Below are 18,870 nucleotides of genomic sequence, written 5' to 3'. Positions count from 1 at the left end.
GCCTGGCCTGTGGCCTAGCCCGGGCTGGCCCCGGGCGCGTCATGTCGGGCTGATGGCGGTATCAGAGCGGTGGGATACCCCCATGTCGGCGACATGATGCCCAGCCCCGCCCCGCCCCGCCCGGCCGGTGCGGGTCAGCGGGGGGCCAGGCGGGCGGCCCGTTCCTTCGCTGCCTGCTGCAACGGCCCCTCCCGCCAGCGCTGCGGCAGGGCCGCCAACGCCAGCCGCAGGGCGCGGACGGTGAGGTCGGCCGACAGCTCGGTGGTCGGCAGCCCCAGGCCGCCGTACAGCCGGCGGGCCCAGGGCGGCAGCAGCGCGAACGCGGTGCCGGCGACGCCGAAGTATGCCAGCCGGGCCGGCCCGAGGTTCATCCCGACCCGGGCCGGCAGGTTGAGCTTCCACGGCAGGGGCGGGGCGGTGAGGAAGACGGCCGTCTCCGCCGCCTCCCGGGTCATCCGCAGGGCCGGCCGGACCTGCCGGTAGTAGTCCGCGACCTCGGCCGCCGTGCCGGGCACGTCCGCCGGGTCGAGCCCCACCAGGGCCGCCGCTCGGCGCTGCTCGGTGTAGTAGCCGTCGACCTCGGCGTCGGTCAGCGGCAGCCCGGCCCGGCGGGCGGTGCTGAGGAACGACTCGACCTCGGTGACGTGCACCCAGCGCAGCAGCTCCGGCTCGTCGATCCGGAACTCCTGGCCGGTGTCCGGGTCGGTGGCCCGCATCCGGCCGTGCAGGCGGCGCAGCCGGTCCCCGGCGGCCTCGGCCTCGGCGGTGGTGCCGTAGACGGCGGTTTCCACGTAGGTGGCCGTCCGGACCAGCCGGCCCCACGCGTCGGTGCGGTAGTTGCTGTTCTGGGCCACCCCGGCGATGGCCCGGGGGTGCAGCGCCTGGAGGTAGAGCGAGCGCAGGCCGGCGACGATCAGGATCGGCTCCTCGTGCACCTTCCACGTGACCGATCCCGGACCGAACAGGCCGAGGTCATCGGAGTCCACCCGACCAAGGGTGCCACGCCCGGCCGCATCCCCGGGCGGGCCGGGACGGCGCTGTCAGTCGTCGGCGCGGCGGCGGGCCTGGCAGGTGGGGCAGAGCCCCCAGAAGGTGACCTCCGCCTCGTCCACCTCGAAGCCGTGTGCGGTGTCCGGGTCGAGGCAGGGCTTCTCGCCGACCGCGCAGTCGATGTCGGCGATCTCGCCGCAGCCCCGGCACACCACATGGTGGTGGTTGTCGCCGGCCCGCGCCTCGTACCGGGCGGGGCTGCCGGCCGGCTCGATCCGGCGGGACAGCCCGGCGCGGGACAGCGCGCCGAGGACGTCGTAGACGGCCTGGGTGGAGACCGAGTCGAGGCGTTCCCGCACCCGCCGGGTGATCTCGTCTACCTCCAGGTGGCCACCGGCGGCGAGGACGTCGAGCACGGCGAGGCGCGGCCGGGTGACCCGCAGGCCCCTCGACCGCAGCAGTTCCTCGCCACCGGACATGAACTCAATGACAGCACGGGGCGCACCGGGCGACAAGCGAGCGGCTGACCTGGGTGGCCCGGGCCACAGCGCCTGAAGTCGGCGTACGCTGACGCCGCGGGGATCATGACGTACACGGCCGGAGGTGTCGGTGTTCAGGGAGATCAACGGGCTGCCAAGCCACATCCTGGTGATCCACGCGGCGGTGGTGTTCGTGCCGCTGCTCGCGCTGCTGGCCAGCGCGTACGGGCTGGTGCCGAGGTGGCGTCCCCGGCTGGGCTGGGCGGTGGCGGGCCTCGCGGTGCTGACCCCGATCGTCACGTGGGTGTCGACCGAGACGGGCGAGGCCCTGGAGGAGGCGTTCGAGGAGAAGGGCTTCGACCCGGCCCTGCTCGCGCAGATCCACGACCACTCCGAGTACGCCGAGACGCTGCTCTGGTTCACCGTGGGGCTCGCCGTGGCCGCCATCGCCCTGCTGCTGGTGACCCGCAACGACGACCGGGTCTCCCGGCTGCCGTCCTGGGTGCCCCTGCTGCTGACGGTCGTGGTGGTCGCGTTGGGCGTGGCCTCGCTGGTCTACGTCTTCCTCACCGGCGACTCCGGCGCCGAGGCGGCCTGGGGCCGGGTGCTCTGAGCCGACGCGGCCGGGGCCGGCCGGCGCGGGTGGCCGGGCCGCTGCCCCGGGCCGACCGCGCGGTCAGCGGAGCGCGGGGGAGCCGCGGTCAGCGGAACGCCCTGGAGCACAGCAGGCAGAGCAAGACCAGCAGCACCACGCCGGCCACCGCGCCGGCGACCCAGGTGACGTGCTGAGCGCGCTGCTCGACCGCGTCCAGCCCCGCCATGTCCTGCGGCGGCAGCTGGCGGGGCGGGGCGGCCCGCACGTGCAACGGGGGACGCCAGCCGGGCGGCGGTGGCGTGCTGGGCGGCGGCCCGCCGTATCCGGCCGACGGGTCGGCGCCGGCCGGGCCGGGCTCCGGTGGGCGCTTCGGGTCGTCGGTCGCGCCGTCGTCGGGCGGGCGACGCCAGTAGTCGTCCTCGGGGCGGTCACCGCTGGGCGTGGTCACGCCGACCGACGCTACCAACCGTCGGGCCGCGTGGCCGGTCGGACGCGGGCCGGAACCCGGGTAGTCTTGCCGCTCGTGAGCATCGACCCGGGGGCGCAGGCGCGCGGCGACGACGACCGCGCCGTCGACCTGAGCGAGGACTTCGTGGTGCTGCCCGAGCAGACGGCCGACGACACGGACCGGGGCTGGGGCGAGACGTCGGGCGGCAACGACGACTGGCTGCTCGCCGAGCGCCCGCCGCACTGGAGCTGAGCGCCCCCGCACCGGGCGCGCCGGCCGGCCCACCCGCGGCAGGAGCCGACGGTTGGTCCGGCCCTGCGGGAGGAGTCGACGGTTGTTCCGCCCCCGCGGCAGGAGCCGACGGCCGGCCGCGCCTGTAGGCCCGGGCCGGCGCGGGCCTCACCCCCGCACCACGATCGCGAAGCGGCTGCCCTCGGGGAGCCCGACGGCGCGGTGCGCCTGCTCGGGCCGCAACGCCAGGTAGAGCGCCGAGGAGCCGTCGGTCGCGCCGGCACCGACCACGTCGAGCACCAGCGCCCGGGGCGCCAGCAGGTCGGCGTCGCCGGCCTGCCGGCCGGCCGGCACGGCGAGGAGGTCAACCCGGGCGCCCGGGCGGACGACCGCGAGCGCGGCCGGCTCGGCCAGCCGGATCGGCACCCCGACCGCCCCGTCGGGCAGCGGCAGGGCGGCCGGCGGCGCGGCGGGGTCGGAAGCCGCCTCGGCGGGCGGTGGCGCGGCGGGGCCGGGGGAGTGGTCGCCGGCCGGCGGCGGGCAGCCGGCCGGGGTCTGGAGGACCGCCGCGGCGAGCCCGAGGAGGGCGGCGACCAGCGCGGCGCGCAGCAGCGTCGCCCGCCCCGGCAGCCGGGGGCGGCGCAGCGGCCGCAGTGATCCGGTGTCCGCCCCGGCGTTCCTCATCCGGCCCTCCCGCCCGCCCCCGGCGCCAGGCGGTGCCGGGAGCAGCAGGCTAGGCCGCGCGGGGGCCGTCCCGCCGGGCCGGGGGCGGAACCTGTGGACAACCGGGCCGCCTGTGGACAACGCCCACCGGGGCCGATGATCTGCTAAGGCCCGGAATCGAGGTGAACCGTGGAAGATCCCGGCCCCGGAGGGGCCCTCTTCTTCCAGGATCTCCTGTGGCCGGAGCTGCCGTCGTCAGGAGGTGCTGGCGGCGGGGGCCTTGGCCGTGCCGCTCGACGAGGACGAGCCCGACGAGCCCGAGGAGCCGGACGACCCCGAGGACGAGCCCGACGGCGAACCCGAGGAGCCGGACGAGCCCGACGACGCCGAGGAGCCGGCGGACGAGCCGCCCGAGGCGCTCGACGAGCCGGAGTCGCCGCCGGAGGACGACTCCGAGGCGGCCGGCTTGCCGCCGTTCTTGGCCGCGTCCGAGCCGGAGCGGGAGTCGGTGCGGTAGAAGCCCGAGCCCTTGAAGACGATGCCGACGGAGTTGAAAACCTTGCGCAGCCGCCCCGCACACGCCGGGCACTCGGTCAGCGGCTCGTCAGAGAAGGACTGCACCGCCTCGAGCTGCTGGCCGCACTCGGTGCAGGCGTACTGGTACGTGGGCACGGTCTCCTCCGGATCTGGCACGGCCGGTTGGCACTCGACTCATTCGAGTGCCAATGGTGCGTCATCGGACCCGGGTTCGTCCAGCGGAAGTGCCCGGACCGACACGGAGTCGCCCGTCAGCGTACGCAGCCCGCCGGAGGGGCTCACCACCGCGCGGACGGGTCGATCGTGCGGCTCGGCGGGCAGCCGCGCGACCAGCTCGCCGTCGTGCAGCAGGGCCACCGTGAGGGCGTCCGCGCCGACGCGGGCGAGCGCCCGGTCGTAGCTGCCGCCGCCGCGCCCCAGCCGCCGCCCGCGCCGGTCCACGGCCAGGGCGGGCACCACCACCAGCCGCGCGTCGGCGATCGCCGCCCGGCCGAGCCGGGGACCCGTCGGCTTCCGCAGGCCCCGCCCGGCCGCGACGAGGCAGCCCGGCCCGGTGTACGCCGCCCAGTCCAGGTCGAGGTCGTCGCGGAGCACCGGCAGCAGCAGCTCGCCGCCCGGCGGCAGCGCCGCGCGCAGCGCCTCGGGCAGCTCCGGCCCGCCCGGCTCCGAGCCGACGGGGACGTACGCGGTGACCCGGGCCGGGCGCAGCCGGCGCACCAGATCGGTCAGCGCGGCCCGGACGCGCGCCGCGGCCGCCGCCCGCTCCGGGACGGGCAGCGCGCGGCGGCGGGCGAGCAGCTCCATCCGGGCCCGCCGCTTGGCCTCGTGGGCCACTTCCGCTCCATCAGAAAAATCCGGCACGCAACACTCCTGACGCAACGTTTGTCTCACGGTCGCACTGTGTCAGCATCGCTACATCGGGCGCGGAACTTCCGGGGGGAGCGTTGACGCTACGCGGGCGGTTGACGGCGGCCTTCCTCACGGTGGTGCTGGGCCCCGTCCTGCTCGGGGCGTTCTTCGTCGGCCTGACCATGACGACCGTCGACCGCAACCGGGCGGCCGAGCAGCTCGGCCTGGCCGCCGCGACCGTGCGTACCTCGGTCGACGCCCTCTGCCAGCAGCTGCGCGCGGCGGCCGACGCGGTCGCCCTGGCCCCCGACGCCGCCGGGCGGGCGGGCACGGCCGGGCAGGTGGTCGGCCGGGGCCTCGCCGCCGCCGTGCTGGTCACCGACGTGGCCGGCGTCCCGACGTACGTGACCCCCGGCGCCCCGGCCGCCCCCTGGCGGGACTGCGACGCCGCCGACCCGGCCGCCGGGCCGGTCGCGGCGCTCGCCGCCCGGGTCGCGCTGCGCGACCGGGCCGGCGGCGACCTGGGCGCGGTGGTCACCGCGCAGCCGGTCGACCCCGGCCTCGTCGGGCGGCTCGCGGCGGTCACCGGCGTCGCGGTCACCCTCCTCGACGGCGCGCCCGGCTCCGTCGGGGTCGCGGCCACCACCGAGGCCCCGGCCGTACGCGACGGGGTGCTCGCCGCGGCGCGCCGGGCCGCCGGCGGCCGGGTCACCGGCACCGGCGACGGCCGCTACGTCCGCCGGATCCCGCCCGCGCCGGGGCAACCGCTGCCGCTGGTGCTCTCCGTGCCCAGCGAGCAGCCCCCCGACCTGTACGCGGCACTGGTCGGCGCGGTGCTGCTGGCCGGGCTGCTGGCGGTGGCCGTCGCCTGGCGGCTGGCCCGGGTCACCACCCGCCCCCTGGTGGAGCTGGCCGGCGCGGCGGACCGGGTGGCCCACGGCGACCTCGCCACCCGGGTGCCGGTGCGCAGCCGCGACGAGCTGGGCCGGCTGGCCGACGCGTTCAACCGGATGACCCGGGAGACCGGCATCTACGTGCAGGCGCTCACCAGCAGCCGGGACCAGCTGCGCGGCCACCTCGCCGTGCTCGGCGACACCCTGGCCAGCACCCACGACCTGCAACGCATCCTGCGGGTCATCCTGCACAGCGCGATCGCGGCCACCGGGGCACGGGCCGGGGCGGTGCTGCTGGTCGACGGCGGCGTGCTGGTCGGCCGCTGCGCCGAGGGGCTCGACGGGCGCTGGTCGCCCGACGCCGGGGCGGACCAGGAGGCCACCGACGCGGCCGGCCTGCGGGTGCCCGTCGGCGGCGGGATCGTCGGCGCGGTGGCCGCGACCGGCCAGCCCCGCCGGGGGCGGGCCGACCCGGTGGCGGAGGCCGCCGGGGAGCCGCGCTGCGAGACGTACGTCGCGGTGCCCTTCGCCGCCCCCGGCGGCCCGGCCGACCCCGGCATCCGGTCCGGGGTGGACCCGGGCGCGCCCGGCGGCCCGGCGGCGGCGCTCGGCGTGCTGGTCCTCTACGACCGGCTCGGCGGCGACGAGTTCGACGACGCCGACCTGGAGACCCTGCGGACCTTCGCCGGGCACGCGGCCGTGGCGGTGGACAACGTGCGGGTGCACGAGGAGGCCCAGCGGCTGTCGTTGACCGACCCGCTGACCGGGCTGTGGAACTACCGCTACCTGCGCGAGTCGATCCGCCGCGAGGTGGAGCGGGCCAGCCGGTTCGGCCGGATGCTGAGCGTCCTCGCCCTGGACCTGGACAGGTTCAAGGAGGTCAACGACACCTGGGGGCACGCCGCCGGGGACGCGGTGCTCGTCGAGTTCGCCCGCCGGGTGCGGGGCGAGATCCGCGAGGTGGACCTGGCGTTCCGCCGGGGCGGGGAGGAGTTCGTGGTGCTGCTGCCGGAGACCGACGCGCGGGGCGCGGCGATCGTCGCCGAGCGGCTCGGCACGGCGACCCGGGAGACTCCCGTCCCCGTGGAGTCGGGCGGCGGGGCCCGGATCCGGGTGACCGTCTCCGTCGGCATCGCCGTCTACCCGGACCACGCCTCCACCGGTCAGCAGGTCCTCGACGCGGCCGACGACGCCCTGTACGCGGCGAAGGCGGCGGGCCGGGACACCTGGCGGCTGGCCGAGGCACGGCCCTGGCCGCCGGTGGAGGAGCTGGCCGTGCCGGCCGGTTCGGTCAGCCCGGCCGACGGCCTGCCCCGCGCCGGCGGCGCGTCTTCCGGTCCTCACCCGTCGCAACACGGCCTTGGCCGATAGTCTCGCGACATGTCGGAGCACTCAGCGAACCCCTCAGCGGCCACCGCAACCGGTCGTTCCCGCGCGGTCAAGGCCGTCATCCCGGCCGCCGGCCTGGCCACCCGGTTCCTGCCGGCCACCAAGGCGGTGCCCAAGGAGCTGCTGCCGGTCGTCGACCGGCCGGTCCTGCAGTACATCGTCGAGGAGGCCACCCAGGCGGGCATCGGCGACGTGCTGCTGATCACCGGGCGCGGCAAGACATCGATGGTGGACCACTTCGACCGCCGGCCCGACCTGGAGGCCCGGCTGGAGTCCAAGGGCGACGCCGAGCGGCTGGCCGCGGTGCGCCGCCCCAGCGAGCTCGCCGAGATCTACACCTGCCGGCAGCCGGAGCAGCTCGGCCTCGGCCACGCCATCGGCTACGCCGAGTCGCACGTCGGCGACCAGCCCTTCGCGGTGCTGCTCGGCGACGAGTTCGTCAAGCCGTCCGAGCCGCTGCTGCCGGCGATGCTGGAGCTACAGGCCCGCACCGGCGGGATCGTGCTGGCCTTCTTCGAGGTCGACCCGGCCGAGACCAAGCGGTACGGCATCGCCTCCGTCGCGCCCGCCGAGCCGGAGCTGACCGACATCGGCGAGGTCGTGAAGGTCACCGGCATGGTCGAGAAGCCCAAGCCGGAGGACGCCCCCAGCAACCTCGCCGTCCTCGGCCGGTACGTGCTGCCGGGGCGCATCTTCGACGCGATCCGGCGCACCGAGCCGGGCAGCGGCGGCGAGATCCAGCTCACCGACGCGATGGAGCTGCTGCGCACCGAGGGCGTCCCGGTGCACGCGATCGTCTACCGGGGCACCCGCTACGACACGGGGATGCCGCTGGGCTACCTCCAGACGGTGGTGCAGCTCGCCTGCGAACGCGAGGACCTCGGCGCGGAGTTCCGCAAGTGGCTCGCCGAGTTCGTCAACAACGGCGACGAGACCGTCACCGAGGCGATCCTCAACGGCATGCGCGACTCGTCGGGCGGTCCTAATACATGACCGCGACGGCCGACGCCGAGGCGGCCGCGAACGAGTTGACGCCGCTCGCCGACTACCTGGGCAGCGTGCTGCGCAGGTTACGCGCGCTGCCCCCGCTCGACCTCGACCTGACCCAGGCGCACGGCAACGTCCTCGCCGAGGACGTCGTCGCGCCGCACTCCTACCCGGCCTTCGACCAGGCGGCCGTCGACGGGTACGCGGCGCGTTGGGACGACCTCTCCGGCGCGGGCCGGGCGGCGGGCGGATACGCCGACCGCTCCGGCCCGCCCGGGTCCCGCACCGTGCGGCTCAACGTGGTCGGCGACCTCGGCGCGGCGAGCTGGCGGCCGGTGCGGCTCACCCCGGGGGCCTGCTTCTCGGTGGCCGCCGGCGCGCCGCTGCCGATCGCCGCCGACGTGGTGGTGCCCGTGGAGTGGACCGATCAGGGCATGGCCGCCGTGGAGATCTTCCGCACCCCCAAGCGGGGGTACGGGGTGCGCCGCGCCGGTGAGGAGCTGCCGGCCGGCACCCTGCTCGCCCGCGCCGGCACGTACGTCTCCCCGGCCCTGGTCGCCGTCTTCGCCGCCACCGGCATCGGGCACGTGGTGGTGCGGCCCAGCCCCCGGGTGGTCATCGTGGCCACCGGCGACGAGCTGGTCGACGTGGGCCGGGGCAGCCAGCCCGGGCAGGTGGTGGACGCGAACTCGCACGCCCTGACCGCCGCCGCCGCCGAGGTGGGCGCGCTGGCGTACCGGGTGGGGATCTGCGACGACGACCCGGAGGGGCTGCGCGGGCTGCTGGAGGACCAGACCCTGCGCGCCGATCTGATCATCACCACCGGCGGCACCGGCACCGGGCCCGGCGACATGGTGCGCCGCATCCTGTCCCGCCGGGAGGGCGGCCGGGCTGGGCCGGTCACCTTCACCGAGGTGGCCCTCTATCCCGGCACCGCCCTCGGATTCGGTACGGTCGGCGCCGAGGAGGTGCCGGTGGTCTGTCTTCCCGGTGAACCCGGCGCGGCGCTGATCGGCTTCGAGGTGCTGGCCCGGCCCGCCATCAACCTGTTGGCCGGGGCCGAGCCCGTGTTCCGGCCGAGCGTGCGCGCGCACCTGCTGGAGACCATCACCTCGCCGGGCGGGCTGCGCGAGTTCCGCCCCGCGCACGTCGCCGAGCGGCGCGGCGGCGGCTACACCGTCCAGCCGCTGCCGGGCGGGAAGTTCACCCTGTCCGGCCTGGCCGAGGCCAACGGGCTGATGGTGCTCGGCGAGCGCGTCACCACGGCCGCCGCCGGCTCCACCGTGGACGTCCTCCTGCTGGACCGGCGCCGGTGAGCGCGAGGAGTGAGCTTGCGAGCCCCGCAGTCGCGAGCGGAAGGCTGGCCCGGTGAGCTCTTTGTGGTCGGGGCGGTCGCCGGGGTGGCCGGTGGTGCTCGCGGACGGCCCCGTGCTGCTGCGGCCCTACCGACGCTCGGACGCGGCGGCCTGGTCGGAGGTGCGCCGTGCCAACCGGGCCTGGCTGGCCCCGTGGGAGTCGGCGCTGCCCGGCAACTGGGACGAGCTGAACTCTCCGGCGGCGTTCCGCTGGGTCCACAAGGACCAGCGCCGCTCGGCGCGCACCGGCGAGGGGATGCCGTTCGCGGTCTGCCTGCGTGAGCACGGCGGGGAGCGGCTGGTCGGGCACCTCAACGTCGGCAGCATCGTCCGGCGGGCGTTCTGCTCGGCGTACGTCGGATACTGGGTGGACTCCCGGGTGGCCGGGCGGGGCGTCATCCCCACCGCGCTGGCGCTCGCCGTGGACCACGCGTTCGGCCCCGGCGGGCTGCACCGGATCGAGGTGAACATCCGGCCGGAGAACAAGCCGTCCCGCCGGGTGGTGGAGAAGCTCGGCTTCCGCGAGGAGTCGTACCACGTGCGATACATGCATATCGACGGTGCGTGGCGCGATCACATCGGATACGCCATGACCAGCGAGGAAGTCGCCGCCGAGGGCGGCCTGCTGGCCCGCTGGCACCGGCTGCGCGCCGCCGCGGGGTGAACCGTCCCACCCCCGCCTGATCGGCGCGGCGCACAATCAACGTGGTCGGCGGCCCGTAACCTCAAGTAACTGCAAGCTGCGGCAAGCGCTGCCCGACCGCATCTTCGACCGCCCGGGACGGTGCCAGTCGAAGATTCTGCGGCCGTACGGCGGTTGCCCCGAACCTGGTGACGGGAGGGGTGAGGGTGCCGACCTCGGTGCTCCTCGCCGTCCTCGCCGCCGCCGGTCTGCTCGCCCTCGCGCCGGCGCTGGTTCGCCGGTACGACGCCACCGAGCGGCTGGTGGCGGAGCGGGCGCAGTCGACGGCGCGGGTGCTCCAGCGCCGCCGGCGGCGACGCACTGTCCCCGGACGCCGGCCGGTCAACCCCTCCCGATCTCTCGTTGTCACCTTGAGCGAGGATGTGAACACGGGTGGTCTCTCCGCTCCCGTGTCCGCCCCGCCCGCACCGGCGCGGCGACGCGGCCGGCTGCGCGCCGTGCCGCCGGCCGCGAAGTCCCGTCGACGGGCCGCGCCCCGTCGCCGGCCGCACACCCCGGCGATCTACCGCAGGCGGCGGGTGCTCGCCGCCCTGCTGCTGCTCAACGTCGTCGAGCTGATCGGGGTGGCCGTGGTCGGCCCCGGCTTCTGGATCGGCTTCTCCGTCACGGCCACCCTCCTGGTGACGTACGTGGTGCACCTGCGCAAGCGGGCCCTCGCCGAGCGCCGCCGCCGACGCGCCCACGCGCGGGAGGCCGCCTGGCTGGCCGCCCGGCAGGCCGAGGTGCGCCGGGAGCAGGCCCGCCGGGCGGCGGCCCGCCGGGAGGCCCAGCGCCGCCTGGCGGCCCAGCGTGAGGCGGTCCGCCGTACGGCGATGGGCCTGGACCGGCCCGCCGACCTGCCACCGGCGGCCAGCGGCGGCGGCTCGGTGTCGTACCGGCGGGCTGGGGGGCTGCGGGGCCGCCCGTACCAGTCGGGCCGCACCTCCCACTCGGCCTGACCGGCCTCTCCCGCCGGGCCCGGCTTGATCGACTCGCCCGGCCCGGCTTGATCGACTCCATGTCGGCGACATGGCGGGGTACAAGGGGTCGGGATGCCGCCATGTCGCCGACATGGTGAGCGTCGACCGGCCCGTGAGCAGGCACGGGCCGGGCGGGCGGGGCGGATTCGCATGGCGGGCGGGTGTGCTGTTAGTCTTGTCGCCGGCCCGCCTGGTGCAAGCCAGGTGGGACCGAAGCCGGTTCGCCGGCGGAGGGGCTGTGGCGCAGACCGGTAGCGCACCTCGTTCGCATCGAGGGGGTCAGGGGTTCAAATCCCCTCAGCTCCACCCAGTTCAAAGGCCGTTTCCCAGTCTGGGAGACGGCCTTTTTCGGTTTTGTGCAGCAGCAAGGCTATTGCTGATCGGCGGTAAGGAAGGGGGGACTGTCCCCGGTCGGTTGGTTTCGCTGGTTGGGCGTGGATGTGGTACGTCCAGCCTTCCAGTAGTTCCGTCTTCACGGGACGGACGGCCGGCTCCTCGGACTCCTTGCGCTGCCACATACTCACGGAAACCACCGTACCGGGCAGCGCCATCGATGCCGGTTCTCCGGGCGGGGTGGCGTATTCGAGGACCTGGTCCGCAGGCCCGAGGCGCTCGCTCAGCGGGTCAGCAGCGCGCGGATCTCCCCGGCGACCACGCCGGGAGCCTCCTCGGCCATGAAATGACCACACGTGACCGGGACGTGGTGGAGGTCCGGGGCCCATGCCTTCCACAGCCCGGCGGCGTCGAAGCCGAGCACGGCCCCCCAGTCCTGCTGGAGCACGGTGACCGGCATGGCCAGGGTGCGACCGGCGTCGCGGTCGGCCCGGTCGTGTTCGACGTCGATGCCGGCCGAGGCCCGGTAGTCGGCGACGATCGACGGAATGGCGGCGCGGGCGGCGTCGAGGTAGGCGCGGCGGATGTCGGCGGGGATGGCCTGCGGGTCGTTGGTCCACAGGTCGAGGAAGTGGCCGAAGAAGTCGTCGGAGGCCCCGGCGATCATCTTCTCGGGCAGGCCGGGCGGCTGGGCCATCAGGTAGAGGTGGAAGCCGACCTGGGCGCTGACCCCGTGCATGACGTTCCACATGTCCAGCGTCGGCAGCACGTCCAGCGACGCCAGGTGCGTGACGTGTTCCGGGTGGTCGAGCCCGGTGCGGATCGCGACCAGCGCACCCCGGTCGTGCCCGGCCAGGGCGAACCGGTCGTGGCCCAGCGCCTTCGCGAGAGCCACCACGTCCGTGCCCATGGTCCGCTTGGAGTAGGTGTCCGGGCCGGCCTCGGCCGGCTTGTCGCTGGCGCCGTAGCCGCGCAGGTCCGGGCAGATCACGGTGTGCTCCGCGGCCAGGTCGGCGGCGACGTGCCGCCACATCAGGTGGGTCTGCGGGAAGCCGTGCAGCAGGACGATCGGGCTGCCGGAGCCGGCCACCGCGGTGTGGAGCTCCACGCCGTCGGCGACGGGGACGCGTACGTGGTCGAACTTCATGTTTCTCACACCTTCTCTCGGGGTCGCCGACAACTGTGCGAGGTTCGGATGAGCAGCGGATGAGCGCCGGGATAGCGTGGCTCCGTGCACCGTGGGCCTGTCACGTTCGGCGTTCTCGGCCCGGTGATCGCCGAGGACGCACAGGGCCGTCCCGTCGCGTTGAAGGGGCCGATGCACCGCGCGGTCCTGGCACGGCTGCTGGTGGCGCGCCGCCGGGTCGTACCCGTCAGTGATCTTGTCCAGGACCTGTGGGTGGCGCCCCCGGACGGCGCGGTGTCCGCCGTGCGGACCTTCGTCGCGGCGCTGCGCAGGGCGGTCGAGCCGGACCGCCCGCCACGGGCGCCGGCGACCCTGCTGGTCACCCAGGGCGTCGGGTACGCGCTGCGCTGCGAGCCCGATCAGGTGGACGCCTGGCGGTTCGAGGAGGCTGTCACCAACGCCGGCGCCATGGATGCGGCCGCCGCACTGGCCCGGTTGGACGAGGCGCTCGCCTGGTGGCGTGGTCCCGCGTACGCCGACTTCCCGGACGCCGCCTGGGCGCGGGCCGACCGCTCACGACTCGCCGAACTGCGCCTGCAGGCCGTCGAGGGGCGGGCCCAGGCCCGGCTCGACCTGGGGCGGGCCGCCGAGGCCGTTCCCGACCTCGACGAGCACGTCATCGCGCATCCGTGGCGGGAACTGGGGTGGCGGTTGTTGGCGCTGGCCCTGTACCGGTCGGGTCGGCAGGGCGACGCGCTGGCGGTCCTGCGCCGGGCCCGGGAGCTGCTCGCCGGCCACCTGGGCGTGGATCCGGGGCCGGCCCTGCGCGCGTTGGAGACGGACATCCTGCGGCAGGAGCCGGGCCTGGCCGGGCCCGCCCGGCCCGATCCGGCCGGCGAGGCGTTGATGCGGGCCGTCTCCGCCTACGACCGGGTGCTCGCCGGTGGCGCCCGGGTGCGGCTGGAGTCGGCGGTCGGCCTGCTGCGCAACCTCGCGGTGACCGGAGCGGGCGGCCTGGAGGCGGCCCGGGAGCAGCGCGCGGCGACGATCAGCGCCGCCGAGGAGCTCGGCGACCCGGCGTTGACCGCGCGGGTGATCGGTGCGTACGACGTGCCGGCCAGCTGGCCTCGCTCCGATGACCCCGGGCAGGCCGCCGGCATCGTCGCCGCCGCGGAACGGGCCCTCGTGGTCCTCCCACCGGACGGCCCCGACCCGGTCCGGGCCCGGCTGCTGGCCACCATCGCGATCGAGTCGCGCGGCACCCGTGACCCGCGGCCACGCGAGTACGCCCGGCAGGCCGAGGCGATCGCCCGCGAGCTGGACGACCCCGCGCTGCTCGCGTTCGCGTTGAACGGGGTGTTCATGCAGAGCTGCCATCGCACCGGCGGCTCGGCGCGCCGCGATCGGATCGGCGCCGAGCTGGTGAGCCTGGCGCGCCGGCACGGCCTGGCCTCCGCGGAGGTGCTGGGTCACCTGATCCGGCTGCAGTCCAGTTGCGCGACGGCCGCGTTCGACCGGGCCGACCGGCACGCGGAGGCCGCCGACGACCTGGCCGGCCGGCACGAGCGTCCCCTGGTCGGCGTGTTCACCCAGTGGTATCGGGCGCTGCGCGCCGACGTCGCCGAGCAGGCGTCGGTGGAGCGGGCCGAGTCGCTGTACCGCAGCGCGGCGGCCCGGCTGGACCAGGCGGGCATGCCCGGCATGCGCGACGGCCTGCTGCCGCTGGCGCTGCTCGGCCTGCGCCTGCGCCGTGGCCTGCCGCTCGCCTCCGCGGACGACCGGTGGGGGCCGTACGGGCCGTGGGTGCGGCTCCTGCTCGAACCGGGCCGGACCGCGCTCGCCGACGTGCCGGACCCGCCTGCGGACCTGCTCGCGGAGGCGCTGTGGTGCCTGTTCGCCCGGGCCGCGACCGCCGCGGCCGACCGGGCCGCCATGGAACGGGCCAGGCGGGCGCTCGCCCCGGCGGCGGCCGAGTGGGCCGGCGCGTCGAGCGGGGCGTTGACGGTCGGCCGCGTCGCGGATCAGCTGGCGGCGCTGGACGCCGCGCTGCGACCCGGCTGACCCGTCAGAGGTAGGCGATCTCGCTGAAGGTGAGCGGGATGAAGCTGGTGGGGCCGCCGTAGGTCCAGGTGATGTAGGCGTCCGCGCCGGTGCGGTATTCGCCGGACATCCGGGGTATTCGGTGTCGGCACTCGCGGTGGTGGTGCTTTGACATCCTCTCCGTTCTAAGAGGGCCTAACTTAATGAGTTGGGCGTAACCGACTGGATGTGAGGGTCGTTCCGTCTGAACGTGAGGAGGGGTGAGCAGCCGCCGTGGATCGTCTCGGACGAGTTGTGGGCCGAGATCGCGCCGCTGTTGCCACCCCGCCCACCACGCCGCAGCCGGTACCCGGGGCGTAAGCCGTTGGATGACCGGAAGGTGTTGTGCGGGATCCTGTTCGTGCTCTACACCGCGATCCCCTGGGAGTACCTGCCCCAGGAACTCGGGTTCGGCTGCGGGATGACCTGCTGGCGCCGGTTGCGGGACTGGAACCAGGCTGGGGTGTGGCAGCGGTTGCACGAGCTGCTGCTGGCCCGGCTGCGCGGCGCGGGGCAGTTGGACCTGTCGAGGGCGGTGATCGACGGCTCCCACATCCGGGCGCTCAAGGGCGGCCCAAAACCGGTCCGAGCCCGGTCGACCGCCGCAAGCCTGGCTCGAAACACCACGTCATCACCGACGCCGGCGGCATCCCCCTCGCCATCACACTGACCAGCGGGAACAGACACGACTCCACCCAGACCACCGCCCTGCTCGACGCCATCCCCGCGATCGGCGGCCGGCCAGGGCCACCACGGCGTCACCCCGACCGGCTGTACGCCGATCGGGGCTACGACTACGACAGCCACCGCCAACAAGTCCGGGCCCGCGGCGTCACCCCGGTCATCGCCCGACGCGGCACACCCCACGGCTCCGGCCTCGGCACCCAACGCTGGGTCGTGGAACGCACCATCGCCTGGCTGCACTGGTTCCGCCGCCTGCGCATCCGCTGGGAAATCCGCGACGACATCCACGAAGCCTTCCTCAGCCTCGCCTGCGCCCTCATCTGCTGGCGCCAACTCCAACGCACCCAGAGTTAGGAGTTCTAAAGGACGGAGGTTCCCTCCACGCTGCGTGTGGACCGCGCGGCGTCCGGGTGGGTTACCGCTTCGCCGCGCGGTGCCGGGACGGGTCCCGGTCTTACCCGCGCTCCACGGTCGTTTGAGTTGTCCGCCTGCCCGGCGGCCAACACGTTGACGGCGGCGTTGACGTCCCGGTCGTGGGTTGCTCCGCAGGGGCAGTCCCACGACCGGACGTTCAGCGTCATCTTTTCGGTGAGCCGGCCACACTGCGAGCACATGCGGGTGGAGGGGAAGAACCGGTCCACCCGGGCGAACGTCCGCCCGTACCGGGCGGCCTTGTACTCCAGCATGCCGGTGAAGCCGGCCCAACCGGCGTCGTGGACGGACTTGGCGAGCCGGGTCCGGCCGAGACCGGCAACGCACAGGTCCTCGACGTACACCGCTTGGTTATCGCGGATGATCGCCGTGGACAGCTTGTGCTGCCAGTCCCGCCGGGTGTCGGCCACCCGCGCATGGGCGCGAGCTACTTTCATGACGGCCTTCTTGCGGTTGGCCGAGCCCTTCTGCTTGCGTGAGAGGGCCTGTTGCAGCCGCTTGAGCTTGCGCGCCGCGCGGCGCAGGAACTTCGGCGCGGCCACCTTCGTGCCGTCGGACAGGACCGCGAAGTGCGTCAGCCCCAAGTCGATACCGACCTCCGAGTCCAGCTCGGGCAGCGCCTCGTCCTCGGCCCTGGTCACGACGAACGAGGCGAAGTACCGCCCGGCGGCGTCCCGAATGATCGCCACGCTGGACGGGTCCGACGGCAGCGTCCGGGACCAGCGCACGTCCAGGTCGCCGATCTTCGGCAGCCGCAGACGGCCGTTGTCGAGGACCTTGAACCTGGCGTTCCTTGTGAACCGGATCGCCTGCCGGTTGTCCTTGCGCGACCGGAACCTCGGCGGGGCGACCATGCGGCCCTTACGCCTGCCGGTGACCGAGGCGAAGAAGTTCCGGTACGCGGTGTTCAGGTCCGCCAACGCTTGTTGCAACACCACCGCCGACACCTCGCCCAGCCAGGCCCGCTGCGGCATCAGCTTCGCCTCGGTGATCACACGGCGCGACAACTCCCCGTCGGAGACGTACTTCTCGCCCGCCTCCCGCGCGCACTGGCGAAGGCGCAGCCCGTCGTTGAACACCACCCGCGCGCATCCGAACGCCTTCGCCAGCGCGATCTGCTGGCCAGGCGTCGGGTAGACGCGGAAGCGGTAACGCAGCTGCACGACCACGAGTCTATCATGTTGGTCTATGGCTAATCTCGAAGGCATTCGCACTGGCAGGCATTGCGCTTTCGCCATGCACGTCCACTTGGTCTTCGTGACCAAGTTTCGGCACAAGGTGTTCGGCGACCGGCACCTGTCCCGGATGGAACAGATCATGCGGGACGTCTGCGCCGACTTCGAGGCCGAACTGGTCGAGTTCAACGGCGAGGACAACCATGTGCACCTGCTAGTGAACTACCCGCCCAAGGTCGCCGTGGCCCGGCTGGTCAACAGCCTCAAGGGCGTCTCATCGCGCCGCCTACGGCAGGAATTCCCCGACCTCGTACAGCACTACTACCGGGCGAACAAGCTGTGGTCGGGCTCGTACTTCGCAGGCTCAGTGGGCGGGGCGCCGCTGAGCGTCGTGAAGCAGTACATCGAGCAGCAAAACCGCCCGGTCTAACAGGGTGTCGGTGACGATGAACCGCTTGCGACGAGCCCGGCCAGGGCCGCCTCGTCGGGGCCGAACCAGGCGAGCAGCTCGGCCGCGTACCCGGCGAGCTGCGGGTCCGGCTCGGCGAGCCACCGGACGTACCGGTCGGTGTGCCGGGCCCCGGCCTGGAAGGCGTCGGCCGCCCAGCGGACCGCCGCGTCGTCGGCCAGGCCCGCGACCCCGTCGTGCTCGCACAGGTCGCCGGCCGCCAGATGGCGGGCCACCAGCGCCGCCTGGTCGGCGGTGACGCCGTCGGCGGCGGCGAAGGCCCGGCGCGGGTCGAACGGCAGCGCGTCGTCGCGCCGGCCGCCGAGCGCCACCGCGCGGAGCAGGCCGACCACCGCCGCCCGGTCGCCGGTGGCGGGGTCGTCGGCGAGCGCCGCCAGGAACGGCACCACGTGGCGGCTCGCCTCCCACCGCGTGCCCTGGTGGCAGACGGCGCCGGCCAGCTCGGACAGCGCGCGACGCCGGGTCGGCGCGTGCGTCGACCGGAGGGCCCGCACCTGGCCCGGCACGTCGTCGGCCGGGCCGTACGCGTGGTGCAGCGACCCCCACGGGACCCGGTCGAGCCCGGCCAGCGGGTCGGTGGACGCCGTCACGCCGGTCAGCGCCGTTCGAGCGTGAGCAGCGGTTCGGCGAGCGGGGGCGACGGCGCGTCGGGGTCGGCGGCCACGGCCTCCTCGATGCTGCGCAGGCCGGCTTCGACCTCGTCGGGGTCGAGCTGGGAGAAGAAGGAGAGCGCGCGTAGGCGCAGCCGGTCGAGCACGTCGGCCCGGGTGCCGTCGGAGGGTTGGGTGACCGTGCCGAAGCCGGTGACCCGCCAGCCGGCCGCCGTGAACGTCGCGACGACCTCGTGCAGCGGCTGGAACTGCGCGAGGTCCGCGGCGAGGCCGCGCGGGAAGTGGCCGAGCCACCACGGCTCGGGGTGGTGGTCGCTGAAGTTGCCGCGCAACAGCAGCCGCCCGCCCGGCCTGAGCGCCCGGGCCAGCTCCCGTACCGCGCGGGGCTTGTCCTGGACGTGGTGCCAGACGCAGAACATGAGCGCGTAGTCGGCGCTGCCGTCCGGCACGGGCAGGTCCTCGGCGGCGCCCGCCAGGTAGCGCACGTCGGGGCGCGGGGGCTGCGCCTGGGCCACCTCGCGCATGCGTACCGAGGGTTCGACGCCGGTGACCGGGCCGAACGCGCTTGCCAGCAGGGGAGTGAACCGGCCGGTCCCCGAACCGACGTCCAGCCCCGCCAGTGGACGCCGCTGCGGCAGCGCGGCGGCGAAGGCGCTCAGCCAGGCCCGCGACTGCTGCGCGGTGAGCGCCCGGCCGCGCGCGTAGTGCCGGTGCTGCTCCCGGTCGTAGTCGACCCGCCTCATCCGCAGCCCCCGTCAGCCAGCCGGTGTCCGATGTATCGCATCGATACATCGGCACGATACTGGGCAGCGCGCGAGAAGGCCATGCGCGTCGCGGGCCGGAACCGCCGGGGCCGGGGCCACCTCGCTCGGTGACCCCGGCC

Annotated in this window: 20 protein-coding genes and 1 tRNA gene; 11 read left to right on the top strand and 10 right to left on the bottom strand. The window is 74.8% G+C overall.

Features of this window, described 5'->3' with window-relative positions; translation table 11 throughout:
- Window positions 1–134 precede the first annotated feature (134 nt).
- Together HDA31_RS25415 and HDA31_RS25410 are read right to left on the bottom strand one after the other, a co-directional pair.
- Window positions 135–986, bottom strand: a complete 852-nt coding sequence (locus tag HDA31_RS25415; RefSeq protein WP_178063286.1) for an oxygenase MpaB family protein — start codon at window positions 984–986, stop codon at window positions 135–137.
- A gap of 54 nt (window positions 987–1,040) precedes the next feature.
- Window positions 1,041–1,469, bottom strand: coding sequence for a Fur family transcriptional regulator (locus tag HDA31_RS25410; RefSeq protein ID WP_074477077.1), 429 nt, complete (start codon window positions 1,467–1,469; stop codon window positions 1,041–1,043).
- Between the two features lie 130 nt (window positions 1,470–1,599).
- Between HDA31_RS25410 and HDA31_RS25405 the strand changes: the two genes are divergently transcribed.
- Window positions 1,600–2,082 (top strand): DUF2231 domain-containing protein, encoded by a 483-nt coding sequence (locus HDA31_RS25405; protein ID WP_178067093.1) that lies wholly within the window; start codon window positions 1,600–1,602, stop codon window positions 2,080–2,082.
- Window positions 2,083–2,170: 88 nt separating this feature from the next.
- Here HDA31_RS25405 and HDA31_RS25400 read toward each other — a convergent pair whose 3' ends face one another.
- A complete protein-coding gene (locus HDA31_RS25400; RefSeq protein WP_178063287.1) occupies window positions 2,171–2,512 on the bottom strand; it encodes a hypothetical protein in 342 nt (113 codons plus the stop codon).
- A 66-nt stretch (window positions 2,513–2,578) separates the two neighbouring features.
- On the opposite strand from HDA31_RS25400, the gene HDA31_RS25395 reads away from it, so the two are divergent.
- The gene (locus tag HDA31_RS25395) at window positions 2,579–2,764 is read left to right on the top strand and encodes a hypothetical protein (protein WP_074477079.1); all 186 of its coding nucleotides are present in this window, start codon (window positions 2,579–2,581) and stop codon (window positions 2,762–2,764) included.
- A gap of 147 nt (window positions 2,765–2,911) precedes the next feature.
- On the opposite strand, the gene HDA31_RS25390 is transcribed toward HDA31_RS25395, so the two are convergent.
- The 3 genes from HDA31_RS25390 to HDA31_RS25380 all read right to left on the bottom strand — a co-directional run bounded on the left by HDA31_RS25390 (window position 2,912) and on the right by HDA31_RS25380 (window position 4,804).
- Entirely contained in the window at window positions 2,912–3,427 is a 516-nt protein-coding gene (locus tag HDA31_RS25390) for a flagellar biosynthesis protein FlgA (protein WP_178063288.1), read from the bottom strand.
- 234 nt (window positions 3,428–3,661) lie between these two features.
- Window positions 3,662–4,099, bottom strand: coding sequence for an FmdB family zinc ribbon protein (locus tag HDA31_RS25385; RefSeq protein WP_246384371.1), 438 nt, complete (start codon window positions 4,097–4,099; stop codon window positions 3,662–3,664).
- An 18-nt stretch (window positions 4,100–4,117) separates the two neighbouring features.
- Window positions 4,118–4,804 carry a 5-formyltetrahydrofolate cyclo-ligase gene (locus HDA31_RS25380; protein ID WP_246384374.1) on the bottom strand — a complete coding sequence of 229 codons (687 nt, stop codon included), beginning with the start codon at window positions 4,802–4,804 and terminating at the stop codon, window positions 4,118–4,120.
- 83 nt (window positions 4,805–4,887) lie between these two features.
- Here HDA31_RS25380 and HDA31_RS25375 point away from each other — a divergent pair, with 83 nt between their 5' ends.
- The 6 genes from HDA31_RS25375 (at window position 4,888) to HDA31_RS25350 (ending at window position 11,384) form a co-directional block, all read left to right on the top strand.
- Window positions 4,888–7,056, top strand: coding sequence for a GGDEF domain-containing protein (locus HDA31_RS25375; RefSeq protein WP_178063289.1), 2,169 nt, complete (start codon window positions 4,888–4,890; stop codon window positions 7,054–7,056).
- A gap of 9 nt (window positions 7,057–7,065) precedes the next feature.
- A complete protein-coding gene (locus HDA31_RS25370) occupies window positions 7,066–8,067 on the top strand; it encodes a UTP--glucose-1-phosphate uridylyltransferase (RefSeq protein WP_074477082.1) in 1,002 nt (333 codons plus the stop codon).
- Window positions 8,064–9,377, top strand: coding sequence for a molybdopterin molybdotransferase MoeA (locus HDA31_RS25365; RefSeq protein ID WP_074477083.1), 1,314 nt, complete (start codon window positions 8,064–8,066; stop codon window positions 9,375–9,377). Before HDA31_RS25370 ends, HDA31_RS25365 begins: the two co-directional genes overlap by 4 nt.
- A gap of 94 nt (window positions 9,378–9,471) precedes the next feature.
- The gene (locus HDA31_RS25360) at window positions 9,472–10,080 is read left to right on the top strand and encodes a GNAT family N-acetyltransferase (protein ID WP_376701468.1); all 609 of its coding nucleotides are present in this window, start codon (window positions 9,472–9,474) and stop codon (window positions 10,078–10,080) included.
- 179 nt (window positions 10,081–10,259) lie between these two features.
- Window positions 10,260–11,057, top strand: coding sequence for a divisome protein SepX/GlpR (gene sepX, locus HDA31_RS25355; RefSeq protein WP_178063290.1), 798 nt, complete (start codon window positions 10,260–10,262; stop codon window positions 11,055–11,057).
- Window positions 11,058–11,310: 253 nt separating this feature from the next.
- A tRNA-Ala gene (locus HDA31_RS25350) sits at window positions 11,311–11,384 on the top strand.
- 310 nt (window positions 11,385–11,694) lie between these two features.
- Here HDA31_RS25350 and HDA31_RS25345 read toward each other — a convergent pair.
- Complete coding sequence (locus tag HDA31_RS25345) at window positions 11,695–12,558, bottom strand: alpha/beta hydrolase (protein WP_178063291.1); 864 nt, start codon at window positions 12,556–12,558, stop codon at window positions 11,695–11,697.
- 84 nt (window positions 12,559–12,642) lie between these two features.
- Between HDA31_RS25345 and HDA31_RS25340 the strand changes: the two genes are divergently transcribed.
- The gene (locus HDA31_RS25340) at window positions 12,643–14,598 is read left to right on the top strand and encodes an AfsR/SARP family transcriptional regulator (protein ID WP_246384375.1); all 1,956 of its coding nucleotides are present in this window, start codon (window positions 12,643–12,645) and stop codon (window positions 14,596–14,598) included.
- A 256-nt stretch (window positions 14,599–14,854) separates the two neighbouring features.
- Window positions 14,855–15,654, top strand: a protein-coding gene (locus HDA31_RS25335) for an IS5 family transposase (RefSeq protein ID WP_219825078.1) whose coding sequence is annotated in 2 segments (ribosomal slippage) — window positions 14,855–15,191 and window positions 15,191–15,654 — 801 coding nt in all. Because the reading frame shifts where the segments join, the coding sequence is not laid out codon by codon here.
- A gap of 5 nt (window positions 15,655–15,659) precedes the next feature.
- Here HDA31_RS25335 and HDA31_RS25330 read toward each other — a convergent pair.
- Window positions 15,660–16,901 carry an RNA-guided endonuclease InsQ/TnpB family protein gene (locus HDA31_RS25330; protein WP_219824999.1) on the bottom strand — a complete coding sequence of 414 codons (1,242 nt, stop codon included), beginning with the start codon at window positions 16,899–16,901 and terminating at the stop codon, window positions 15,660–15,662.
- Window positions 16,902–16,920: 19 nt separating this feature from the next.
- Between HDA31_RS25330 and tnpA the strand changes: the two genes are divergently transcribed.
- A complete protein-coding gene (gene tnpA, locus HDA31_RS25325) occupies window positions 16,921–17,337 on the top strand; it encodes an IS200/IS605 family transposase (RefSeq protein ID WP_178063293.1) in 417 nt (138 codons plus the stop codon).
- On the opposite strand, the gene HDA31_RS25320 is transcribed toward tnpA, so the two are convergent.
- Together HDA31_RS25320 and HDA31_RS25315 are read right to left on the bottom strand one after the other, a co-directional pair.
- On the bottom strand, window positions 17,334–17,966 hold the full coding sequence (locus tag HDA31_RS25320; protein ID WP_178063294.1) for a hypothetical protein: 633 nt from the start codon (window positions 17,964–17,966) through the stop codon (window positions 17,334–17,336). The two genes, tnpA and HDA31_RS25320, sit on opposite strands and share 4 nt — an antisense overlap.
- A gap of 5 nt (window positions 17,967–17,971) precedes the next feature.
- A complete protein-coding gene (locus tag HDA31_RS25315) occupies window positions 17,972–18,730 on the bottom strand; it encodes a class I SAM-dependent methyltransferase (protein ID WP_178063295.1) in 759 nt (252 codons plus the stop codon).
- Between the last annotated feature and the right edge of the window lie 140 nt (window positions 18,731–18,870).

The organism is Micromonospora carbonacea (assembly GCF_014205165.1).
Classification (GTDB): Bacteria; Actinomycetota; Actinomycetes; order Mycobacteriales; family Micromonosporaceae; genus Micromonospora; species Micromonospora carbonacea.
Note: the sequence above shows the minus strand (reverse complement) of the source record. Positions and strands in the feature narration are given on the sequence as shown.

Excerpts from the sequence above, each read along its gene's own strand:
- HDA31_RS25410 (WP_074477077.1), bottom strand. The coding sequence starts at position 1,469 with ATGTCCGGTGGCGAGGAACTGCTGCGGTCGAGGGGCCTGCGGGTCACC.
- HDA31_RS25390 (WP_178063288.1), bottom strand. The coding sequence starts at position 3,427 with ATGAGGAACGCCGGGGCGGACACCGGATCACTGCGGCCGCTGCGCCGC.
- HDA31_RS25370 (WP_074477082.1), top strand. The coding sequence starts at position 7,066 with ATGTCGGAGCACTCAGCGAACCCCTCAGCGGCCACCGCAACCGGTCGT.
- HDA31_RS25365 (WP_074477083.1), top strand. The coding sequence starts at position 8,064 with ATGACCGCGACGGCCGACGCCGAGGCGGCCGCGAACGAGTTGACGCCG.
- HDA31_RS25345 (WP_178063291.1), bottom strand. The coding sequence starts at position 12,558 with ATGAAGTTCGACCACGTACGCGTCCCCGTCGCCGACGGCGTGGAGCTC.
- tnpA (WP_178063293.1), top strand. The coding sequence starts at position 16,921 with ATGGCTAATCTCGAAGGCATTCGCACTGGCAGGCATTGCGCTTTCGCC.
- HDA31_RS25315 (WP_178063295.1), bottom strand. The coding sequence starts at position 18,730 with ATGAGGCGGGTCGACTACGACCGGGAGCAGCACCGGCACTACGCGCGC.